Genomic DNA, 20,261 nt, shown 5'->3' on the forward strand with positions numbered 1-20,261 from the left:
TGAATGCAATTTCTGGCCCACTCTCGGGCGAACCTGTGGAGGTTCCAGTGACTGGGCTCACTTGCCTGATTGTTGAGGATTCGCGCGTCATCCGGCGCATCTCGCGGCACATTGTCGAAAGCCTGGGCATGACTGCGCTCGAGGCAGAGGACGGCGTCCAGGCCCTGGCCGCCTGCGATCAGGCCATGCCGGATCTGATCCTGCTGGACTGGAACATGCCGGTCATGGACGGGATCGAGTTCCTGCGGGCGCTCCGGGCGCGGCCCGATGGTGCTGCGCCAAAGGTGGTCTTCTGCACCACCGAGTACGAAGCTGGACATATCCGCGAGGCGATCGCCGCCGGCGCCGACGAATACGTGATGAAGCCGTTCGATCATGAAACCCTTCTGCTTAAGCTCCAGCTGATCGGGATTCTGCCGTGAACATGTTCTCTCCGCGGCACGACCCCGGAGGTACCAAACAGGAAGGCTCTGACACTGGCGCGATCCGGGTCTTCATAATCGACGATTCCAGCGTTGTCCGCGCGATCTTCTCGCGGCTGGTTGGAGACGCGCCCGGCCTTGAATTGGCCGGAACCGCCGGTTCGGCCGAGGAGGCGCTAAGTCAGTTTCCCAATCAGCCGATAGACGTCGTGCTGCTCGATCTCGAGATGCCTGGAATGGGTGGGATGCGGGCCCTGCCCGAGATCATCCGCAGCTCGGGCAAGGCCCGCGTCATGGTGGTTTCAAGCCTGACCGGCGAAGGTGCAGAACATACGGTCCAGGCGCTGGCGCTGGGTGCCGCCGATGCCTTGCTCAAACCGGGTGCAGGCGGCTTTGACCGCGATTACCGCGACAGGCTGGTTGAGCGGATTCAAAGCCTGGGCGGCAGATCGCTGCGCCGGGCCGTGGCCAGTGCCGAAACCGCCAGGCCTCCACTGGTACGGCGCACTGCCAGTCCCGTGCGACCAGCGGTGCTGGCAATTGGTGCGTCAACCGGCGGGATCCATGCGACGGGACAGCTTCTGGCCGCCCTGCCAGCGGTGATCGGCATTCCGATTATCATCACGCAGCATCTTCCGGCCGAATTCAGCCAGCCCTACGCGCGCCAGTTGCATGAGCTTTGCGGACGCGAGGTACAGATTGCCGCGACCGGCCAGATTCTGCGCAACGACTGCATTCATCTTGCGCCCGGTGATGCCCACGTGACGGTACAGCGCCGTTCGGAACAGGTTGTTATCCAGCTGGACCGGCACCCGGCCGAGAGTGGCTGCATGCCCTCGGTCGACTCGATGTTTGCATCGCTGGCGGCGATTTACGGCGCGAAAGTGCTGGGAATCGTGCTGACCGGAATGGGACGCGACGGGACCGAAGGCGCGCGCAAGCTGGTTGAGGTTGGCGGCGAGGTGCTGGTTCAGAACGAGGCCAGTTCAGCCGTCTGGGGCATGCCGGGCTCGATTGCCCGGGCGGGACTTGCCGCAGCAGAGCTCCATCCCCGCGATATTGCATTGCGCGTTGCAGCCTCGCTGGGCCGAAGGTGAACAGATGGAACCGGCCATCCATCAGCACGCCATCTCACTGATTGCGCGCTTGCTGCGCGACAGGACCGGACAGGTCATCAGTGAGGACCGGCGCTGGCGGGTTGATCGGGCGATCGAGACCGTTCTGCGCGACCGCGGCGTCACCAGCAGCAACGATATCCTGACCCTGCTGACTCAGCCTGACGCCGGTGCTGTAGAGCGGGAACTGATCGAAGCACTGCTCAACAACGAAACCTATTTCTTCCGCGATCGCCAGGTTTTCAGTCACTTGGCTGGCGCCGTCCTGCCGGCGCTCTGTCGGGTTCGCAGCGAGGAGCGGACCTTGCGGATCTGGTCAGCGGGCTGTTCGACCGGGCAGGAACCGCTATCGCTCGCGATCATGCTGATCGAACTGGGCCTTACACGGGGCAACGGCTGGACAATCGATCTGGTGGGAACAGATATCTCTCACGCGGCGATCGATGCGGCAAAGGCCGGACGTTACTCCCGGTTCGAAATCCAGCGCGGACTTGGCGTGGGCCAGATGTTGCGCCATTTCGAGGAGGGCAAGGATGGCTGGCAGGCCTCGCGCCAGCTGCTCGGGATGGTGCGTTACCAGGTCGGAAATGTGCTTGAAGGCCCGCCACCAGGGCCGCCGTTTGACCTGATCCTGTGCCGCAATCTGCTGATCTATTTCGACGATGACGCCAAACGGCGCACCTGCGCGAGCTTGCGCAAGGCTTTGGCCGGACATGGCAGGCTGCTGCTGGGCGGCGGGGAGGGCACGCTTGAACCCGCCAGCGGTCTGGTTGCGGCATCGCCGGACTGTGCCTTGTACCGCCGTATAGAGCGCGCCCTGGCTGCCTAACCTTACCGGCGGTTAGCACCATCTTAACCGTAACCGGCCTAGATGAACGTTCTATCCACTGGGGGCGGTGCCTTGCGTCGATTTACCGAGATTGCCGTTTCGTGGCGATTGGCGCTGCTATTCGGTGTGCCAACAGCCATTCTCGTGGCAATGCTGGTGGCCGAGCGTACCGGCGGCGCCAGCCGGGCCTGGAACGGGGTCGTGCTGCTGGCCGGCATCGTGCTCTACTGTGCCGCTGCCATTAGCTACGTCAGCCGCGAATGGCAGGAGCGTCGGCGGCTTGAACGCCTCGCCTTGACCGACAGTCTTTGCGACTTGCCAAACCGCCGCGCGCTCCATGCCGAAAGCGCAAATGAAGAGGCTGATGATGCCGAACTGGCCATCGCCCTAATCGATCTCGACGGCTTCAAGCTGGTGAACGATTTCTATGGCCATTCGATCGGCGATCGGACCGTGAAGGCCTTTGCCGAAGTCCTGGTCGATCTGTGCGGCGACAGTGCGCGCGCCTATCGGCTTGGCGGCGACGAATTTGCCATCGTTGCCAAGGGGCCGCTTGCTGGCAACATTCTTGAAGGAATCTGCCGACGCGTTCTAGCGCGATTGGCGAGCCCGTTGATGGTGGAGCATCGGGCGATCGGACTTGGCGCGAGTATTGGTCTTGCGCGTGCTCAACCGGGGCGCGGGGCAAGCTCGTCGAACCTCCTGCGCCAGGCCGACGTGGCGACGAGCGTGGCCAAGGCGCGCGGCAAGGGACGATTGACCTGGTTCAACGAGGATTTCGACCGTGATCGGGCAGAGCATCAAGCGATTGACCTGGATCTTCGCGCTGCGCTCGATCGGGAGGAGCTGCAAGTACACTACCAGCCCCTGATCGACTGCACCACTGGACGGGTCTCGGCGGTCGAGGCGCTGCTGCGGTGGGAGCGTCCCGATGGCATGCGGATCGGCCCCGATAAGTTCATTCCGATTGCAGAGGAAACTGGCCTGATCGAAGCGATCGGCCTGTGGGTTCTGCGCCGTGCCTGCCGCGACGCGCGTGATTGGCACGGGATCAAGGTCTCGGTGAACGTATCGGTCGCTCAGCTGCGCAACACCCAGTTCCCTCTGCAATTGGGCCAAATTCTGGAAGAGACGGGCTTCCCGGCCGAACGGCTGGAGCTCGAGCTGACTGAGACCTTCCTGGTCGGCGACCCGCTGGTGGCCGGCCGCAACCTTGAAATGCTGCGCGACTTCGGGGTCGGGATCGTCCTTGACGATTATGGCACCGGCTATGCCTCGATCGGCTTCCTGCGCCGGTTCCGCTTCGAAAAGCTCAAGCTTGATCGCTCGCTGATCGTTGATGCGGCGGGAGATAGCGCCACCCGGACAGTGATGTCGTCCAGCGTCGAGATGGCCAAGGCGCTCGGCATGCAAGTGACGGCCGAGGGGATCGAGACCGAATTGCAAGCCTCGCTGGCCCGCAATGCCGGCTGTGACCAGATGCAGGGCTGGCTCTATTCGAAGGCCGTTCCGGCAGCCGACCTGGAACGGCAACTGGCGATACAGAATGAGCAGCTTGCCAAGATTGAACACCTTCCCGTGCGACCGATCGCTGCAAAGAAGCTAGGATGAGTGAAATGCCTACCAATGCCCAAGCCAAGAGCTGGTTTGTCAATCTCACGGTGGCCGCCAAGCTGCGGGTGCTGATCATCGCTTCTAACGTGGTGACCGTGACAGTCGGCGGGATCTGCGCTGGCACTTTGGTGAGCATGGGCGCGCACTGGGGCATGATCGCATTGCCGCTGACTGTGGCGGCGTTGAGCGTGATCTATGGTTTCTCCATGGGCAAATATGTCACCGAAAACGTGATCAAGCCGTTCGAAGACTTGACCGACGGCATGAACAAGATCGCGAACGGGAACTACGATCTGGAGATTCGTCATACCGAGCGTGAGGATGAGATCGGCCAAATGAGCCGCTCGCTGGAAAAGGCCAAGAAGGCTTCGTTTCTGCTGCAGGAACTCCGCGAAGACGGTCAGCGCCAGCAGGAACTCCACGATCGCCAGCTGACCGAGCTTGCGGCCCGCTTCGAACGGCAGATCAGCGATATTGTCAACGGCGTAGCCGCGGCTTCATCGCAGCTTGAATCCACAGCGACGGCCATGGCGCAGACTGCCGAGGTCTCGGCCAATCAGTCGGGCACCGTAGCCGAAGCCATGGATAGCGCCGCTGCCGGCGTGACCGCGGCCGCTGCCGCTACCGACGAGTTCTCGCTTTCGATCAATGAGATCAGCCGGCAGGCCTCAGGCTCGGCCGAACTGGCCCGCAAGGCTGCCGATTCAACTCGCCAAGCCGATGCCAAGATCGGTGCTCTGGCGGAATCGGCTGCGGAAGTCGGGCAGATTGTTGAACTGATCTCCTCGATTGCCCAGCGAACCAACCTCCTGGCGCTGAATGCCTCGATCGAGGCGGCGCGCGGCGGCGAAGCCGGGCGCGGCTTTGCGGTTGTCGCGGCCGAGGTCAAGGAACTGGCGGCCCAGACTGCCAAAGCAACCGAGCGCGTTGCGGTGCAGATCCAGAAGATCCAGGAAGACACCAGCCTCAGCGTGAACTCGCTCAAGTCGATTGCCCGCCAGATCAGCGATCTCGAAGTGACCTCGGTTTCGATCGCCGCAGCGGTCGATCAGCAGTCGGCGGCAGGCAAGGATCTGGCGCGCAGCATCGATATCGCAGCCCGCAGCACCGAGCGGGTGTCGAGCTCGATCGGCCAGGTCCGTACCGGTTCGATCGCGACCGGCGCCGCAGCCGCCCAGGTGCTGACCTCGTCAAGCGAACTCAAGCACCAGTCAGCCGCGCTGCGCAGCCAGGTCGACGATTTTCTCAATCACGTGCGCAAGGCGGCCTGACACGGGAAGGCCGTTTGGTTCAGCGCTGTGGGGGAGTGGTGCCCGGAGGCGGATTCGAACCACCGACACGCGGATTTTCAATCCGCTGCTCTACCAACTGAGCTATCCGGGCAACGCATCCTGAAGTGACCATAACGGTCGCTTCGCGTCAGGAAGCGCGCCTATGGCGAAGCGAAGGCGGCTTGGCAAGAGCCTTTCAGGCCTTTCCTTCTTCCTCATCGAGGGCCGGCGGGCCGGGCAGGGCATAGCCATCGTCAAGCCACCGCATCAGGTCGCGGTCCTTGCAGCGGGTCGAGCAGAACGGAGCATGCTCAGCGCTGCGGGGCTTGCCACAGAGTGGACACTTGCGGACGACGGGACCGGTCATGCTTGCAGCGCCTGAGCGAAACCGCCGTCGAGCGCAAGGCTGGCATCGTCTTGCCAGCGGATCGTCCGGCCAGTCCGCCGAGTAAGCTGGTCAAGCCAGTCGCCATTCATGGCAGCCCTCACCGCAGGATGCGCAGTCAGCAGCACTACATGGCCTGGCTCGCGCACCAATTCAGCCCGACGAAGCAGCATCCGCGCGGCCGCACCGGCGCGGTTAGTGGCCAGTCGGTGCAACAGCGATGGGCGCTCAAGCCGGGCAACCAGCTGGACTAAGCCAAAGCCGCTCATCGCAGTGCGCTCATGCGGCCAGCCTGACAGCGCCGCTGCCAGCGCAACATCGACCGCGTGGCGATCAGCCTTATCGGATAGCGTGGGAAAATCGATCGCGATCGATCCGGCCAGATCCAACCGCCGAATAGCACTGGCGAGTTGCGGAACAGCCGCGAGCGCCAGGGCGCGAGCCGGCAAGTCACCATCGACATCGATAACGGTCATGGCTGGCGTCGGGGTGACGGTAAGCGTGCCCCCCGCGAACGCGATCTGGCCGTGCCAGGCGTCGGTCCAGGCGTCTTCCCACAGGCCCTCTGAAAAGGACCCGACAACGCGGCCGGCGGGTCCGAGAGCAAGGCAGGGCGCATCCTTCGTCGGACGGGCCTGGGCGCGCTTCAGACGGCCCGCCTCGGCCATGGCCGAACGCAAGATCTTGAGCCGGATCGGTGCGCCCTCACAGGCGTCCTGCGGCAATTGGTCGACTAGCGCCTCTTCGCCGTTCGCAAACCGGGCCGTGCCACGGCGCGAACCAGCAGCGCGGGTGATCAGAACGGCGTCTTCAACCAGCCCTGCGGCCAGGCCGCCCGGCCAATCGAGCCGCGCGGCCAGCACCTCACCGCCGTCGACCAGAATCGCGCGGGTCTCGCCGATCCCGTGTTCGACTTGCCATTCAGCCAAGGGGGTAACCCGCTGCCAGCAGCAATGCGCGCGTTTCGAACAGCGGCAAGCCGATCACGCCCGAATGGCTGCCGGCGACGAACCGGATCAGCGCTTCGGCGCGGCCCTGAATGGCGTATCCACCGGCCTTGCCCAAGCCCTCACCGCTGGCGACATAGGCCTCAACCTCGGCCTCCGAGAGCCGCTTGAAGGCAACGACTGTCTCGACCATCCGGGTACGAGCGGTACCCATACGGTCGATCACGCAGATCGCAGAGATGCAGCTGTGGCGCCGGCCCGATAGCAGGCCGAGCAATTTTCGCTGCGTTTGCTCGTCCTCGGCCGGAGGCAGGATCCGGCGCCCAAGAGCCACGGTCGTATCCCCGGCCAGCACGATCTCATCCGGCGCGCGCGCAACCGCTGCAGCCTTGGCCTGGGCCAAGCGCAGCGCATAGGCCCGCGGCAGTTCGCCCTTTAGCGGCGATTCATCGATGTCTGGACTGGATATCCGGGTCGGTGTCACCCCGATCCGGGCGAGCAGGTCGCGGCGGCGCGGTGAGGACGAGGCCAGAACCAGGCTTGGCGCGGTCACCCGCAGGTCTTAGCCGAACTGGCCGGGGCCGCCGCGGCCAGGCATGAAGCGATAGGTGATGCGACCCTTGGTCAGATCGTAAGGGGTCAGCTCAACCAGGACTTCGTCGCCTACCAGCACACGGATGCGGTTTTTGCGCATCTTGCCTGCAGTATGACCCAGGATCTCGTGATCGTTCTCCAGGCGGACGCGGAACATCGCGTTCGGCAGCAGTTCGACCACCGTCCCGCGCATTTCGAGGAGTTCTTCTTTCGCCATCCGGGCCTAGATTCCGTTGTTGTTCGCCGACATTGCGGCGCGCCATAGCGACGGAAGGTTAAAAAGGAAAGCCTTCGGCGCTGATCCCACTGTGTTCACCGTTCGTCGAGTTGCGACATAATGTTACCTTGGAATGTCTTGCCATTACCGAAGCAACAGACCATTTGCGATGCCGGGCGGGGACACCAGATCGTATTTTTCTAGCGATCACGGAGTATTAATGCGCAGCTTGTCCCTCCTTCCGCTTCCGCTGGCCCTGTTTGCTGCTCCGGCGCTGGCTACCGTTGAAAGTGAAACGCAAGCTACGCCGCCTGCAACGCAGGACGCCGAGCAAGGTGATACCGAACGCCACGGGAGCGAAATTCTGGTGGTGGCAGAGCGGATTCGTGGCCAGGTCGAAAGTCCCAGTCCGCCGATTGCCGTGCTGGACGAAAAGGATATCCAGGCACTGGGCGCGACAACCCTGGCCGATGTCCTGACCCAACTTGCTCCGCAGACCGGCTCTGGCCGAGGGCGTGTTTCGGGGCCGCCGGTGGTCCTAATCAACGGGCAGCGGATCGGCAACTTCCGCGAAATGCGCAATTTCCCGCAAGAAGCGATCCGCCGGGTCGAGATCCTGCCTGAAGAAGTGGCGCTGCGATTTGGCTTTCCGGCCAACACGCGTGTCGTCAACATGATCCTCAAGGACAACTTCTCTTCAAAAACGATCGAGGCCGAGACTGGCTTTCCCACCCGTGGCGGTTTTCAGACCTATGAGGTTGAAGCGACCGCGCTGCGCATCAACGGTCCCAAGCGTTTCAGCGTAACCGCCCGGATCGATGACAGCTCCGAGCTGACCGAGGCCGAGCGCAGGGTCATACAGACCGCTGGCTCGGTCCCCACCGTATCCACCGATCCCAATCCGGCCGAATTCCGCTCGCTGATTGCCGACAGTCGCGAGCTTAGCCTCAACACTTCCTTTGCGCAGGGCCTTGGCAAGGATGGGCTGGGCGGTAACTTCAGCCTGAACGGCAACCTTACGCGAACAGACAGTCGGCGTAACTCGGGGCTTGATCTCGTTGTGCTGGCCGCACCTGGCGGTGCAACCGCAATCCGCGCGCTTGACGATCCGCTGGAACGGACCACCCGCACCACCTCGGCGCAGGGTGGGGCTGCCATGAATACCAGGCTTGGCAATTGGCAGCTCAATGCCACGCTGGATGGCAATCACACCGAAAACCGCACGGCCATTGATCGCCGCGCCAACACAGCGGCGCTGGTGGCGGCGGCCGCAGCTGGAACATTGTCCATTACCGGGCCTTTGCCGGCGGTCGCCAATGCCGGGCAGGATCTGGCCCTGTCCAATTCCGATCGGCTGGATGGCCTGGTTACGCTGATCGGCCGTCCGGCACGGCTGCCCGGCGGTGAAGTTGCGGCCACCTTGCGAACCGGCTTCACCTTCCTGTCGTTCGATACCGAGGATACCCGCAGCGCGGTTGGCAAGGTCAACCTAAACCGCAACCGCTTTACCGCCGGTGCCAACGTGGGGGTGCCGATCACCAGCCGCCGCGAGAATTATGGTGCGGGGCTGGGTGACTTCTCGCTGAATTTCAGTGTGGGTTGGGATCACCTGTCCGATTTCGGCGCTGTCATGGACTGGAGTGCGGGCCTAACCTGGTCGCCGTTCAAGTTCGAGAAGTTGAGCCTGAACGCCAGTTACCTTGTCAACGAGCAGGCACCGGGGCTTTCCGAACTCGGCAATCCGATCGCTACCACCCTGAACGTGCCGATCTTCGATCTGGTACGCGGCGAAACCGTGCTGGCAACGGTCATCAGCGGCGGCAATCCGGCGCTCCGCAAGGAGCAGCAGCGTGACTTGAAGTTCGGGGCCAATTGGCAGTTGCCGTTCTTGCAGAACTCGAGCGTGGTGGTCGAATACTTCCGCAATCGCTCAAATGATGTCACGGCCAGCTTCCCGCTGCTGACGCCAGAGATTGAAGCCGCATTCCCTGGACGAGTGACCCGCGATGTCAGCGGGCGTCTGGTCTCGGTCGATCAGCGGCCGGTGACCTTTGCCGAGCAGCGCGCCTCGCGTCTGCGCTGGGGCCTCAACGTTTCAGGGCAACTCGGCAAGGCCCCGGCGGGCGGCGGCTTTATGGGTATGATGGGTGGTCCGCCGCAGCGTCCTGCCGGCGCCGGTGGTCCTCCGCCCGGACCCCGTCCGCAGGGCGGCGGAGCAGGCCGCGGCGGTGGAGGCGGCGGCATGATGGCGATGATGGGCGGCGGACGCGGTCCCGGCCGCTGGAGCCTGGGCGTGTTCCATACCGCGCAGTTCGACAGCCAGGTGCTGATCGCGCCGGGCGTTCCGGTGCTCGATCTGCTGGGTGGAGACTTGCTGTCGTCAACCGGCTCGCCGCGTCATACGGTCGAATTCAACGGCGGGCTGTTCAAGAGCGGTTTCGGCACCTTCTTCAATGGCACCTGGACCAGCCCTTCGCGACTTACCGGCGCGACCAACCTGCGCTTTGGCAGCGTGACGCGGATGAACATCAATTTCTTTGCCGCGCTTGGCCAGCAGCAAGGACTGGTCAAGAAGGCCCCGTTCTTCAAGGGCTCGCAAGTCTCGCTGCGGTTCGAGAACCTGTTCGACAGCCGCCAGAAGGTGACCGATGGGACCGGTGCCGTGCCGATTGGTTATCAGGCCGATCTGATTGACCCGCGCGGCCGGCTGATCGAGATCGAGTTCCGCAAGATGTTCTGATGCAATGTGAGGTGCCCCGACCAGCAGCGACAGGTCGGGGCAGCCTCAGGTCAGGCGGAGTGGAACACCGCCAGGATCAGGTGCAGCGAAAGTGCCATCAGAGCCAGGCTCGACAGGGCAAACAGCAGGAAGCGGACCATCACCCGGTTCCAGACTGCCTGAACGATCGAGTGGGCAATGCGCAGGCCAACATAGGCCCAGGCGATCTGACCGTTCAGACCGTCACCCTGGCCAATCAAGGCCAGCGCCAGTGCCACGGCATAGAACACCGTCGGCGCTTCGTGCAGGTGGTTATAGTTGTGGGCGATCCACTGGACGTTTGATGGCAGCACCTGGTCGAGCGATTGGCCCGTCCCGCCAACCAGGTTCTTGGTGTCAATCTTGGCCTTGCCCATTGCCGGGATGCGGGTGACGTACATCCACAGCCACATGACCATGGTCCAGCCAGCCAGAACAGCCACTGGCTTCAGTATTTCCATACCAATCATTGTATTCTCTCCCCCGTTAGGCCGTCATTAGCGTCAGCTTGGCGGCGTGAAGCGCCAGCATCAGCAGGCACAATGTCGATAGCAGGAACAGCGTGAAGCGCACGGGCACCTTGTTGACCGTTGCCTGCCAGATCGAATGGATGATCCGCAGCGCGACATAGGCCCAGGCGAACAGCACGTCGTGCTCCACCGGGCCCATGATCGCCAGGATCGCCACTGTGGCATAGAACAGCGTCGGCTGCTCCATCAGGTGGGTGTAATTGTGTGACTTCCAGTTGATCTGGTCCGGGATCACCCCTTCAAGATCCTGTCCGCGACCTCCGGGCTTGGCTGCTCCCAGGCCGCCGCCTTTGGCCAAGGCCGGCAGCCTGGTACCGGCCATCCAGAACAGCATGACGATTGTCCACAGTACCAGCACGGCGGCTGGAGCCAGTATCTGAGCCTGCATTTTCTCCCCCTTCGTTCGATTGAACGCAAGGACAGCAGGTTGTTCCGGCCGAAACCGATTGTCAAATGCAACTAATCGTTGCTGCTGAGCACCTTGGTAAAGCTGGCAGGATCGGTGTTGCTGCCGGTCAGCATGATGGCCGTGCGCCCATCAAGCGGAACCTTGCCGGCCAGCGCTGCCGCGAGCGCCGCCGCGCCGCCCGGCTCCAGCACCAGATGCAGCCTGGCAAAGGCAAAACGCTGCGCCGCGCGCACTTCTGCTGGAGTGACCGAGAGGCCGTAAGCGCACCGCTGCTTGAGGATTGCGAAGTTGATGGGCCAGGTTGCCGGGGTCTGCAGCGCATCGCAGTCTGTTGGCGGTGCATCCTTGGCGACACGTTGAATCTCCCCAGTCGCAAGGCTGCGGGCAACATCGTCCCAGCCTTCGGGTTCAACCGGCACGATCTCCGCATCCGGGCAGGCGAGGGCCAGGCCTGCGGTCAATCCGCCGCCGCCGCAACAGGCCACGATCCGGGTCGGGCCCGCCAGCCCGCGCGCCTGCATCTGCGTAGCGATCTCAATTCCGGCGGAGCCTTGGCCCTCGATTACCCAAGGATCGCCATAGGCATGAACCAGGGTTGCTCCTGACTGGTCGATCAGCCGCTGGGCCACGGCATCGCGGTCCTCGCCGCCAGGTCGGTCATAAAGCACGACATTGGCTCCCATGGCCCTGGTCGCCGCAAGCTTCACTGCCGGAGCGTCGACCGGCATGACGATCGTCGCCGGAATGCCAAGCCGCTGTGCCGCCCAAGCGACTCCCTGAGCATGGTTGCCGCTCGATACGCCGACGACACCGCGCTGGCGTTCCACTTCCGTAAGGTCTGACAGCCGGTGCCACGCCCCGCGGATCTTGAAGGAGCCGATCGGCTGCAAGCTATCGGCCTTGCACCACACTTTTGCCCCGTTGACCTCAGTCTCGAGGAGTGGTGTCTGGGCCAGCAGTTCAGCGATCTTGGCGGCGGCGCGAGCCACGCCTTGGCTGGTCGGAGCGCGCATCGGTTGTGTCGTCATAAAACCAGCCTATATGCGCGCCTTCGCGCCTCGCAAAGGAGAGATGAAGGTGAGCAAGGTTCTGGTGATCGGTGCGGGCGGGGTTAGTTCGGTCTGCGTCCACAAGATGGCGATGAACGCCGGGATTTTCAGCGAAATCCACCTGGCCAGCCGCACCAAGTCAAAGTGTGATTCCATTGCCGCCTCGGTCAAGGAACGCACCGGCGTTACCGTCTCGACCTATGAGATCGATGCCGAGGAAGTGCCCGCGCTGACCCGACTGATCCAGCAGATCGGCCCCAAGCTGGTGGTCAACCTGGCGCTGCCTTACCAGGACCTGCCAATCATGGACGCCTGTCTGGCTGCCGGGGTCGATTACCTCGACACCGCGAACTATGAGCCGAAGGACGAGGCCAAGTTCGAATACAAGTGGCAGTGGGCCTATCAGGACCGCTTCAAGGAAAAGGGCCTGATGGCGCTGCTCGGCTCGGGCTTCGATCCGGGCGTCACTTCGGTCTTCGCGATGTGGCTGAAGAAGCACAAGCTCAAGACCATCCGCACGCTCGACATCCTTGATTGCAACGGCGGCGATCACGGCCAGGCCTTTGCCACCAACTTCAATCCGGAAATCAACATCCGCGAAGTGACCGCCCCGGCGCGTCACTGGAACCAGGGTGAGTGGGTCGAGACCCCGGCCATGACGATCCGTCAGAACTTCGATTTCGAAGCTGTCGGCCCCAAGAACATGTACCTGATGTACCATGAGGAGCTCGAAAGCCTGGCCAAGTTCCTGCCCGAGCTGGAGCGCGGCCGTTTCTGGATGACCTTTGGCGATGCCTATATCAACCACCTGACTGTGCTTCAGAATGTCGGCATGACCGGCATCGAACCGATCCTGTACCAGGGCAAGGAGATCGTGCCGCTGCAGTTCCTGGCGGCCGTGCTGCCCAAGCCCGAAACGCTGGGTCCGACCACCACCGGCAAGACCAACATCGGCGATATCGCCACCGGCATGGCGCTCGATGGCTCGGGTGAGAAGACCTATTACATCTACAACATCTGCGATCACGAAGAAGCGTTCCACGAAACCGGGAACCAGGCGATCAGCTATACCACCGGCGTTCCGGCAATGATCGGCGCGGCGATGATGCTGACCGGTACCTGGCGCGGCGAGGGCGTGTTCAACATGGAGCAGATGGATCCCGATCCCTACATGGACATGCTGAACACCCAGGGTCTGCCTTGGCAGGTCAAGGAACTGGCCGGGCCGCTGGACTTCTGATGGAAACCAGGGCTGGCGATCCCGGGGCCTTTGCCCAGTTTGACCTGGCGCGGGTTGATAGCCCTGCCTTCGTCGTCGATGCGGCCCGCCTGCGGCAGAACCTGTCGATCCTGGCCGATGTCCGCGACCGCGCCGGGATCAAGGTGCTGGCTGCGCTCAAGGCGTTCTCGATGTGGTCGGTCGCGCCGATCGTGGGTGAATATCTCGACGGCGTCTGTACGTCAGGCCTGTGGGAAGCGCGGCTGGCCTCCGAGTTCTACGACGGCGAGATCGCAACCTATTGCGCTGCCTACAAGCCGGAGGACCTGGATGAGATCCTGCGCCTCTCAGACCATGTGATCTTCAATTCGCCGCTGCAGATCGTGCGCTGCTCGGCGATCATCGAGGCGGCGCGGGCGAGGGGCGAAAGCTTCGACATCGGCCTGCGGATCAATCCGCTGCATCCCGAAGGCGAGGTGCCGCGTTATGATCCCTGCGCGCCGCACTCGCGGCTGGGCTTCCCGATTGACCAGCTGACGGCGGAGCACATGGCGCTGGTCGACGGGATTCACATGCACACCCTGTGCGAGCAGGATCTGGAGCCGTTGAAGCGGACCTGGGACGTGGCTTTCGATTACCTTGAACCCTACTTTGGTGAGATCAAGTGGATCAACCTGGGCGGCGGGCACCATATCACCCGGGCCGATTACCAGCGCGACGAGCTGGTCGAATTCCTGCAGGACCTGAAGGACGATACCGGGGCGGAGGTCTATCTTGAGCCGGGCGAGGCCGTGGCGCTCGACGCCGGGATCCTTGTCGGGACCGTGCTCGATCTTGGCGAGAACGGGATGCCGGTTGCGATCGTCGACATTTCCGCGACCTGCCACATGCCCGATGTGATCGAGGCTCCGTATCGACCGGCGATGCTGGGTGAACTGCCGCAGGTCGCGACTGAGGTCGACGAGGGTGCAGGCGGGGCCGTGCGGCTGGGCGGGCCTTCGTGCCTGGCAGGCGACGTAATCGGCGACTACCGCTTCGCACAGGGGCCGCAGGTTGGCCAGCGCTTCGCCTTCCTCGACCAGGCGCACTATTCGATGGTCAAGACCACAACCTTCAATGGCGTGCCGCTACCCTCGATCTGGCTGTGGGACAGCGAGACCGACCAACTCGAGTGCGTGAAGCGGTTTGACTACGAGGACTTCCGCGACCGCCTTTCCTGAGGCACAGTCCCCGGCATAACAAAGCCGGAGAGCGCAGTGCCCGATAAGATCCTCGATGCCCATTCGTCCGACCCCGTCACCATGGGCTGGATGGAGGGGCTACCGCCCGCGCCGGACAAGCGGCTGGCCTGGGCGCGGGCGGATCACATGCGTTTTCCGACCCATCGCTATGCCTATTCGCGCATGCGTGAGTTCCTGCCAACTGCGCGCGTCTCGCGCGGTACCGGCTCGATCTGGCAACTGCCTGCGGCGCTGCGCGACGACATCGATGCAATCACCTTCAAAGCGATGGATGACGGGCGAGAGCTGACCTGGGCAGAATCGCTAGCCGTCAATTTCACCGATGCCGTGCTGGTGCTGCATCGGGGCACGATCGTTTACGAGCGCTACCTGGGTGCCACGCGGCAGGATACGCCGCACATAGCCTTTTCGGTGACCAAGAGCTTCGTTGGTACTCTGGCGGAGATGCTGATCGGGGAAGGGCGGCTCGATCCGCAGGCGCCAATTGCAGACCTGCTACCTGAAATGGCCGGCAGCGGCTTTGCCGATGCAACGCTGGCCCAGGTCATGGACATGACCACTGCACTCGACTTCTCGGAGGAATACACCGATCCAAGTTCGGGCATCGGTGCAATGAGCAACGCGCTTGGACTGACGCCGCGGGCACCGGGATACGCCGGCCCTGGTGATGTCTATGCCTTCCTGCCAACGATCAGCAAAAGCGGTGGGCATGGCGAGCGTTTCACTTACCGCACCTGCAATACCGAAGTGCTGGGCTGGATCGTCGCCCGGACCGAAGGTAAGCGAATCGATCAGGTGTTATCAGAGCGAATCTGGGCGCCGCTGGGCATGGAGCAGGACGCCGATTTCCTGATCGATTCGACCGGAATGCCCTTTGCTGGCGGGGGACTTAATCCCGTACTGCGGGACATGGCGCGATTCGGCGAAGCGATGCGCTGCGATGGGTACGGCAATGGCGGGCAGATCATTGCGCGCGAAGTGGTCGCAGCGGTCAAGGCAGGGGGCAGCAAAGCGGCCTTCGCACCGGCCGGATACCAGTGGCTGAAGGACGGCTCCTACACCCGGCAATGGTGGATAATGCCCGGAAATGACGGCGCTTTTTCAGCCCGCGGGATCCACGGTCAGGCCATCTATGTCGACCCAGCAGCTGAGGTTGTCATCGCTCGGTTCGGTTCGCATCCAATCGCCGCCAACACCGCCTTTGATCCCACTTCACTGCCTGCCTTCCGGGCCGTTGCGGAGCACCTTGCAAGGGGGTGATTTTCACTTGCGATTAAGGCGCGAATCTTTATAGCCCGCCCCCGCTGCCCCAAGGGGACTTCCAATAACCGCAAGGCAGCCTCGTCTTCGTGTTACCTGGCCGGTAGGCCTATTGGGGGTCCCTTGAGTTGCACCAGTATCCTGACGCTCTGTCCGTAGTTCGCGCGCTCGCGCCCGAAGAACCGGTCATCCTGAACCGCCCGCACGCCGCCACGCGCGCTGCCCGCTTCTTTGTTGAGAAGTTCCCGGGCAAGTCGCTCTATGCGGTGAAGGCCAATCCCTCGCCGGATCTGCTCAAGGTCCTGTGGGACGCCGGCGTGACCCATTTTGACGTTGCTTCGATTACCGAGGTGCGGCTCGTTCGGGCCACGCTGCCCGAGGCCGTGCTGTGCTTCATGCATCCGGTGAAGACCCCCGGCGCCATTGCCGAGGCTTATCGGCAGCATGGCGTGCGTGTGTTCAGCCTGGATTCGCAGGAGGAGCTCGAGAAGATCGTCGAGGCGACCGAGAACGCCTCCGACCTCTCGCTCTGTGTCCGCCTGCGCGTTTCATCCGACTATTCGGAGCTGAGCCTTGCTTCCAAGTTCGGGGTGGACCTGGCCGATGCCGCGCCGCTGCTCCAGGCTGCCCGTCAGGTGGCCGATAGCCTTGGCATCTGCTTCCATGTCGGTAGCCAGGCGATGACGCCGTTTGCCTATGTTCAGGCAATGGAGCGAGTTCGCGCGGCAATCGTCGATGCCTCGGTCACTATCGACATTATCGATGTCGGCGGGGGCTTCCCCTCGGTCTATCCGGGCATGGAACCGCCGCCGCTGGAAGACTATTTCGGCGTGATTCACCGCGCAGCGGAATCGCTGCCGGTGTCCTATTCGTCCGAACTGTGGTGCGAACCCGGCCGCGCGCTTTGCGCCGAATACAATTCGCTGATCGTGCGCGTTGAAAAGCGCCGCGGGAATGAGCTTTACATCAACGACGGGGCCTATGGCGCGCTTTATGACGCTGCCCATGTCGGCTGGCGTTTCCCGGTGCAGTGCCTGACTGAAGGCCGCAGCGAAGGCGGAGAGGGCTTTGCCTTCTATGGCCCGACCTGTGACGATGCCGACTACATGGAAGGCCCGTTCCAGTTACCAGCTGATATCAAGGCCGGTGACTATATCGAGATCGGCATGCTGGGTGCTTACGGCGCGGCCATGAAAACCGCGTTCAACGGATTTGGCCAGGCTCAGGCAATCGGCGCGACCGACGAGCCGATGGCGAGCCTTTATCGCGGCGACCGGGCTGATCCGCGCCAGAGTGACAACGTCGTCAGCCTGCGTTGAGCGGGACCCCGACTTCAAGCAAGAAGGGCGGCCTCACCGACGTGGGGCCGCCCTTTCTGTATCCGAATAGCTTGGCTTAAGCTGCCAACTTAAGCTCCAGGCGTTCCCAGATTTCGACCAGGGCTTCGGTGAGTTCCTGCATCATGGCCTCGGTGTGGGCGGGGCCAGGGGTGAAGCGCAGGCGCTCGGTGCCGCGCGGCACGGTCGGGAAGTTGATCGGCTGCACATAGACGCCGTATTCGGCCAGCAGGATGTCGCTGATCTGCTTGGCGCGGACCGGATCGCCGACCATCAGCGGCACGATATGGGTGGTGCTGGGCATGACCGGCAGGCCAGCCTCGGCAAACGAGCGCTTGAGGAAGGCGGCGGCGGCCTGCTGGCCTTCGCGCTCAATGCTCGACTGCTTGAGGTGGCGGACCGAGGCGAGCACGCCGGCAACCAGCACCGGCGAGAGCGAGGTCGTGAAAATGAAGCCGGGCGCGTAGGAGCGGATCACATCGATGATCTTCGAATCGGCCGCGATATAGCCCCCCATCACGCCAAAAGCCTTGCCCAGCGTCCCTTCGATGATGGTGATGCGGCTTGCCGCTTCGTCACGCTCGGAAATGCCGCCACCGCGCGCGCCGTACATGCCGACGGCGTGGACCTCGTCGATATAGGTCAGCGCATTGTACTTGTCCGCCAGGTCGCAGATCGCGTGGATCGGGGCGACATCGCCGTCCATCGAATAGACGCTTTCGAAGGCGATCAGCTTGGGCAGGGCGGGGTCAGTTTCGGCCAGCAGCTCTTCCAGGTGTGCGACATCGTTGTGCCGAAACACCTTCTTTTCAGCGCCCGAATTGCGAATGCCGGCGATCATGCTGGCGTGGTTCAATTCGTCCGAAAAGATCACGCAGCCCGGCAGGATCTTGGCGAGCGTCGACAGCGTGGCATCGTTCGAGACATAGCCCGAGGTGAACAGCAGCGCGCCGTCCTTGCCGTGCAGGTCGGCCAGTTCGCGCTCCAGATCGACATGGTAATGGGTGTTGCCGCCGATATTGCGGGTGCCGCCCGATCCGGCGCCGACATCGTGCAGCGCCTCTTCCATCGCGCTGATCACGGTCGGATGCTGGCCCATGGCGAGATAGTCGTTGGAGCACCACACGGTGATCGGCTTGGGGCCATTGTGCCCGGCAAAGCAGCGGGCGTTGGGATAAGCGCCCTTGTTGCGCAGGATGTCGATGAACACCCGATAGCGGCCTTCCGAATGCAGCCGGTCAATCGCCTGGTCGAAAATCTGATCGTAGTTCACTAGCGGGTTCCGCTTCCTGCTTTCGGGGCGCCTCTAGCTCATGCGGGGCCCCCGCGCCAGCGACTTATTGTCGGAACCCTATGCGAACCACCGCCTTTGCCGCCTTGTCCTGGATCAACCATTCGAAATCATGCCCTGGGATCACCAGCAGCCCCGGCGCCTCTTTCTTGAGCGCGCGAATCGTCCGAAGCCAAGCAAAGACCTCACTGCGGTTTTCAGGCGCAAGGTAGTCCCCGACCAGGCGCGAACGGGCACGCAATTCCTGCCAGCTGGCCGCCATTGTCGCGATATCTCCCGCGAAAAGGACTTCGCGGCCATCAGCAAGGCGCACGTAGATCATCTGCGAGCCTGGCGTGTGGCTGGGCGCGGGAATCACCACTACGCCGGGCGCGACGGCTTGCAGACCCTCGGCAGCCAGGCTCGGTTGGGGCGGCTTTTCCGACCATGCCAGGCTTGCCGCATAGGAAGACGGCGGGACTTGCCCGGCATTGAGCCGAGCCACGCTGGCCAGCGCCGCGCCGCCCTTGCGCGCCAACGCGCCGAGATGATCGGGATGCTCATGGGTAGCGAGGATTAGTCCGGCCTCGTCCATCGCGCGTTCGACCTTGGCCTGCCGCTCGGGCCAGAACTCGGCCATGCCCATGGCCTTGGCATCGATCGCGTTCAGACCCGTATCGATCACGATCGGCTTTCCGCCCTCCACTGGCAGCCGCCAGGCCATCACCCCGATCACGGCCCGCTTCAAGCCATTGCCGGCTGCAAACAGCGTGCGGGGGACCAGGCGGTGGGCGGTCAGTTCCAGCTCGATTGCCTTGGGCGCTTGGCCAGGCACTGAACCCGACAGTTCCCGCAATTGCGCGATCGATATCGGCTTGGCCTGGGCATTGCCTGGCCGGTTGTCGAGCAACAGCCAATAGTACGGCACACCGATCAGCAGGACCAGGATTAGCAATGTCAGGTTGATTTTGCGGCGCATCACAACTGCTCCATGCCGGCAAGGCCATAGCTGGCCAAGGCCGGGGCGAGGGCGGAAAGCCCCAGCTCATCGCGGGTGAACAGGGCAAAGTCAGGCTGCACGCGTTGCATTGGCTGGCCTTCGCAGAGGCGCGCAATGCGGCGGGCAATGCCTGCCGCACCGTGAACGAAGCTGACCCCTGGTCCGAAGGCTGCGGCAAGTTCCGCCTCGACCAGCGGAAAGTGCGTGCAGGCCAGAACGACGGTATCGATCGCCGCGCCGGCGGGCTGATCGCGCAGTGCGGCTGCGGCGGGCAGGTAGACAGCCGGATCGACGGGTTCGCCGCGCAGCTTGGCCTCCGCCGCAGCGACAAGCTCCGGCGCGGCGGCGCGCAGCAGCTGCTTGCCTTGCGCAAATTCGGCCTCCAGCCGGTCCACATAAGGCTGGCGGATCGTTGCGGCCGTGCCCAGCAGGCCAAAGGTTCCGCTGCGGGTTTGTTCGGCCGCCGGTTTGATCGCAGGGACGGTGCCGACGATCGGGATTTCCAGCACGTCTCGGACCATGCCAAGGGCGATGGTGGAGGCGGTGTTGCAGGCGATGCAGACCAGCCGCGGGCGATAGCGTTCGGCCATCCGCCCAAGCAGGCCGCAGACCCTTGCCGCGACCTCGGCCTCAGTCTTGGGGCCATAGGGCAGGCCACCGTTGTCAGCCGCGTAGATCACCGGCGCATCGGGCAAAAGCGTGCGTACCTCGGACAGGACCGACAGCCCGCCGACCCCGGAATCGAACAGGAGCAAGGGCGAAGCAGGATCGATTTCGGACATATCCCCCCGGGC

20 protein-coding genes and 1 tRNA gene are annotated in these 20,261 nt (G+C 63.3%); 10 read left to right on the forward strand and 11 right to left on the reverse strand.

The genetic code is table 11. The features are described from left to right. The first annotated feature begins 47 nt into the window (after positions 1-47). The 5 genes from FRF71_RS11215 to FRF71_RS11235 are packed head-to-tail and all read left to right on the forward strand — an operon-like array spanning position 48 to position 5,251. Positions 48-422 (forward strand): response regulator, encoded by a 375-nt coding sequence (locus tag FRF71_RS11215; protein ID WP_238339207.1) that lies wholly within the window; start codon positions 48-50, stop codon positions 420-422. A gap of 2 nt (positions 423-424) precedes the next feature. Further along, positions 425-1,519 (forward strand): chemotaxis-specific protein-glutamate methyltransferase CheB, encoded by a 1,095-nt coding sequence (cheB, locus tag FRF71_RS11220; protein WP_238339538.1) that lies wholly within the window; start codon positions 425-427, stop codon positions 1,517-1,519. A 4-nt stretch (positions 1,520-1,523) separates the two neighbouring features. Then, positions 1,524-2,366 (forward strand): CheR family methyltransferase, encoded by an 843-nt coding sequence (locus tag FRF71_RS11225; RefSeq protein ID WP_147090736.1) that lies wholly within the window; start codon positions 1,524-1,526, stop codon positions 2,364-2,366. Positions 2,367-2,408: 42 nt separating this feature from the next. Continuing rightward, the gene (locus FRF71_RS11230; protein ID WP_147090737.1) at positions 2,409-3,977 is read left to right on the forward strand and encodes a putative bifunctional diguanylate cyclase/phosphodiesterase; all 1,569 of its coding nucleotides are present in this window, start codon (positions 2,409-2,411) and stop codon (positions 3,975-3,977) included. After that, positions 3,974-5,251: a methyl-accepting chemotaxis protein gene (locus FRF71_RS11235; protein ID WP_147090738.1), complete on the forward strand. Its 1,278-nt coding sequence runs from the start codon at positions 3,974-3,976 to the stop codon at positions 5,249-5,251. The genes FRF71_RS11230 and FRF71_RS11235 overlap by 4 nt, the downstream gene beginning before the upstream one ends. A gap of 36 nt (positions 5,252-5,287) precedes the next feature. On the opposite strand, the gene FRF71_RS11240 is transcribed toward FRF71_RS11235, so the two are convergent. The 5 genes from FRF71_RS11240 to infA form a co-directional block, all read right to left on the reverse strand. Next, positions 5,288-5,363 (reverse strand) — tRNA-Phe (locus FRF71_RS11240). Positions 5,364-5,447: 84 nt separating this feature from the next. After that, positions 5,448-5,618, reverse strand: coding sequence for a DNA gyrase inhibitor YacG (gene yacG, locus FRF71_RS11245; protein WP_147090739.1), 171 nt, complete (start codon positions 5,616-5,618; stop codon positions 5,448-5,450). After that, positions 5,615-6,565, reverse strand: a complete 951-nt coding sequence (locus FRF71_RS11250) for a ribonuclease E/G (protein WP_147090740.1) — start codon at positions 6,563-6,565, stop codon at positions 5,615-5,617. Before FRF71_RS11250 ends, yacG begins: the two co-directional genes overlap by 4 nt. Further along, entirely contained in the window at positions 6,558-7,136 is a 579-nt protein-coding gene (locus FRF71_RS11255; protein ID WP_147090741.1) for a Maf family protein, read from the reverse strand. Before FRF71_RS11255 ends, FRF71_RS11250 begins: the two co-directional genes overlap by 8 nt. 9 nt (positions 7,137-7,145) lie before the next feature. Continuing rightward, positions 7,146-7,394 carry a translation initiation factor IF-1 gene (gene infA, locus FRF71_RS11260; protein WP_147090742.1) on the reverse strand — a complete coding sequence of 83 codons (249 nt, stop codon included), beginning with the start codon at positions 7,392-7,394 and terminating at the stop codon, positions 7,146-7,148. Positions 7,395-7,614: 220 nt separating this feature from the next. Between infA and FRF71_RS11265 the strand changes: the two genes are divergently transcribed. Further along, on the forward strand, positions 7,615-10,134 hold the full coding sequence (locus FRF71_RS11265) for a TonB-dependent receptor (RefSeq protein WP_147090743.1): 2,520 nt from the start codon (positions 7,615-7,617) through the stop codon (positions 10,132-10,134). Between the two features lie 50 nt (positions 10,135-10,184). Here FRF71_RS11265 and FRF71_RS11270 read toward each other — a convergent pair whose 3' ends face one another. The 3 genes from FRF71_RS11270 to FRF71_RS11280 all read right to left on the reverse strand — a co-directional run bounded on the left by FRF71_RS11270 (position 10,185) and on the right by FRF71_RS11280 (position 12,119). Beyond that, a complete protein-coding gene (locus FRF71_RS11270) occupies positions 10,185-10,622 on the reverse strand; it encodes an MAPEG family protein (RefSeq protein ID WP_147090744.1) in 438 nt (145 codons plus the stop codon). A 16-nt stretch (positions 10,623-10,638) separates the two neighbouring features. Further along, positions 10,639-11,070: an MAPEG family protein gene (locus FRF71_RS11275; protein WP_147090745.1), complete on the reverse strand. Its 432-nt coding sequence runs from the start codon at positions 11,068-11,070 to the stop codon at positions 10,639-10,641. Between the two features lie 71 nt (positions 11,071-11,141). Continuing rightward, positions 11,142-12,119 (reverse strand): threonine ammonia-lyase, encoded by a 978-nt coding sequence (locus FRF71_RS11280; protein WP_147090746.1) that lies wholly within the window; start codon positions 12,117-12,119, stop codon positions 11,142-11,144. 49 nt (positions 12,120-12,168) lie between these two features. Here FRF71_RS11280 and FRF71_RS11285 point away from each other — a divergent pair, with 49 nt between their 5' ends. The 4 genes from FRF71_RS11285 to FRF71_RS11300 all read left to right on the forward strand — a co-directional run bounded on the left by FRF71_RS11285 (position 12,169) and on the right by FRF71_RS11300 (position 17,179). Continuing rightward, positions 12,169-13,380, forward strand: coding sequence for a saccharopine dehydrogenase family protein (locus FRF71_RS11285; RefSeq protein WP_147090747.1), 1,212 nt, complete (start codon positions 12,169-12,171; stop codon positions 13,378-13,380). Further along, complete coding sequence (locus tag FRF71_RS11290) at positions 13,380-14,579, forward strand: carboxynorspermidine decarboxylase (protein WP_147090748.1); 1,200 nt, start codon at positions 13,380-13,382, stop codon at positions 14,577-14,579. Before FRF71_RS11285 ends, FRF71_RS11290 begins: the two co-directional genes overlap by 1 nt. A 36-nt stretch (positions 14,580-14,615) precedes the next feature. After that, a complete protein-coding gene (locus FRF71_RS11295; protein ID WP_147090749.1) occupies positions 14,616-15,860 on the forward strand; it encodes a serine hydrolase domain-containing protein in 1,245 nt (414 codons plus the stop codon). 128 nt (positions 15,861-15,988) lie between these two features. Beyond that, the gene (locus FRF71_RS11300; RefSeq protein WP_147090750.1) at positions 15,989-17,179 is read left to right on the forward strand and encodes a type III PLP-dependent enzyme; all 1,191 of its coding nucleotides are present in this window, start codon (positions 15,989-15,991) and stop codon (positions 17,177-17,179) included. A 76-nt stretch (positions 17,180-17,255) separates the two neighbouring features. Here the strand turns inward: FRF71_RS11300 and hemA are convergent, their stop codons facing one another. The 3 genes from hemA to murI all read right to left on the reverse strand — a co-directional run bounded on the left by hemA (position 17,256) and on the right by murI (position 20,249). Next, entirely contained in the window at positions 17,256-18,470 is a 1,215-nt protein-coding gene (gene hemA / locus FRF71_RS11305; protein ID WP_147090751.1) for a 5-aminolevulinate synthase, read from the reverse strand. 64 nt (positions 18,471-18,534) lie between these two features. Then, entirely contained in the window at positions 18,535-19,446 is a 912-nt protein-coding gene (locus FRF71_RS11310; protein WP_147090752.1) for an MBL fold metallo-hydrolase, read from the reverse strand. Then, positions 19,446-20,249: a glutamate racemase gene (murI, locus tag FRF71_RS11315; protein ID WP_147090753.1), complete on the reverse strand. Its 804-nt coding sequence runs from the start codon at positions 20,247-20,249 to the stop codon at positions 19,446-19,448. Before murI ends, FRF71_RS11310 begins: the two co-directional genes overlap by 1 nt. Positions 20,250-20,261: the final 12 nt, after the last annotated feature.

The organism is Novosphingobium ginsenosidimutans, from assembly GCF_007954425.1.
Lineage (GTDB): Bacteria > Pseudomonadota > Alphaproteobacteria > Sphingomonadales > Sphingomonadaceae > Novosphingobium > Novosphingobium ginsenosidimutans.